Here is a 1425-nt window from a genome sequence, read left to right as displayed (position 1 = left end):
AGTGGGCGGTTCGTAAGGTGATGTCCGTTTCTGGCTGAGGTTGGGGCAAGGTCGCTGGTGGAGGGTCGGTCGGCTATTACTTCCTGGCGAAGTTGCCGGTGTCGGCCTCGGTGAGGATGCCGAGTTTGACCAGGCGCTTCAGCTTGGCGCGTGTGCCTTCCACGTTCTTCGGCAGCAGTTCGTGGCCGAGGGCTTCGCAGACGTCCTTGGCTCGTAGCGGTCCGGTCGCGTGGTTGAAGGCGGCGAGGATGCGGGGGTAGTCCGGGTGCTCGGGCAGGTCCGGCGCGACGGCAGGGAGCCGGTCGGCGAGGCCGGTGACGGTCTTGCGGGTGATCGCGAGGTGCTCCAGGCGCGTCTCGGCCTCCCGTAACCGGGTCTGCAGGTCGTCGATCTGTGCGCGGAGGTCGTCGGCCAGGGCCCGGGCGGCGTCTTCCTGGAGGTCCAGGGCGTCGAGCAGGGGCTGGATGTTCACGCTGCCGCCGCCTGCGGCTCGCGCCAGGTGAGGGCGTTCGTGCCGGTGAGGCGCCGGGTCATGACGTGGGTCATCGCCCAGTAGACGCGGGAAGCCGAGGAGGAGGGGCGGTACTCGTAGTCGCGGACCAGGCGCCGGTGCAGTATCAGGATCCCGTAGGTCTGCTCGACCCTCCACCGCTTCGGCTGCGGAACGAACCCCTTGACCTGCGGGTTTCGTTCGACGATCTCGACGTCGATGCCCAGGCCGGCGCCGTGCGTGACGACCTGGTTCTTGAAGCCCTGGTCGACCAGGGCTTTGCGGACGGTGCCGCCGGCGTGCTCGGCGACCTGGTCCAGCAGGACGATGCCCGCGGCGTTGTCGTGGGTGTTTGCGGCGAGGACGGTGACCGCGATGACCAGGCCGAGGACGTCCACGGCCAGTCCGCGCTTGCGGCCGGGCACCCGCTTGGCCGGATCGTGGCCGCTCGTGGAGGCGGGGACCCCGGCGGCCACGTGGACACTCTGGGTGTCCAGGACCACCAGGGTCGGGTCCTCTAATCGGCGGGCCCGCTCACGGACCTGGCAGCGCAGGAGTTCATGGATGACCTGGTCGGTCCCGTCGTCCCGCCAGGCGGCGAAGTAGTAGTAGGTCGCGCTCTTCTGCGGCAGGTCGTGCGGGAGATAGGCCCACTGACAGCCGGTCCGCCCCTGGTAGAGGATCGAGTTGACGATCTCCCGCATGTCGTAGGCGCCCTGGTGGCCGCTGACCGAGCGGTGTCGGTTCTTCCACGCGGTGATCACCGGCTCGATCAACGACCACTGCTCGTCCGATAAGTCACTCGGGTACGGCTTGCGTTCACTCACCCGGTCACATCACCAGATCACCAACCGCGGACCGACAGATTCCGCCCCGCCGCCACACCATCAGGCGACAGCAGACCCACTCAAAGACTCACGAACCGCCCACTCAGA

2 protein-coding genes are annotated in these 1425 nt (G+C 68.0%); both read right to left on the bottom strand.

Features of this window, described 5'->3' with window-relative positions; all coding sequences use genetic code 11:
• Positions 1 to 76: 76 nt before the first annotated feature.
• Entirely contained in the window at positions 77 to 472 is a 396-nt protein-coding gene (locus ACFU3E_RS38450; protein WP_384169484.1) for a hypothetical protein, read from the bottom strand.
• Positions 469 to 1317: an IS5 family transposase gene (locus ACFU3E_RS38445; protein ID WP_384169480.1), complete on the bottom strand. Its 849-nt coding sequence runs from the start codon at positions 1315 to 1317 to the stop codon at positions 469 to 471. Before ACFU3E_RS38445 ends, ACFU3E_RS38450 begins: the two co-directional genes overlap by 4 nt.
• Positions 1318 to 1425 lie beyond the last annotated feature (108 nt).

The organism is Streptomyces sp. NPDC057424 (genome assembly GCF_042803315.1).
Classification (GTDB): Bacteria; Actinomycetota; Actinomycetes; order Streptomycetales; family Streptomycetaceae; genus Streptomyces.
Note: the sequence above shows the minus strand (reverse complement) of the source record. Positions and strands in the feature narration are given on the sequence as shown.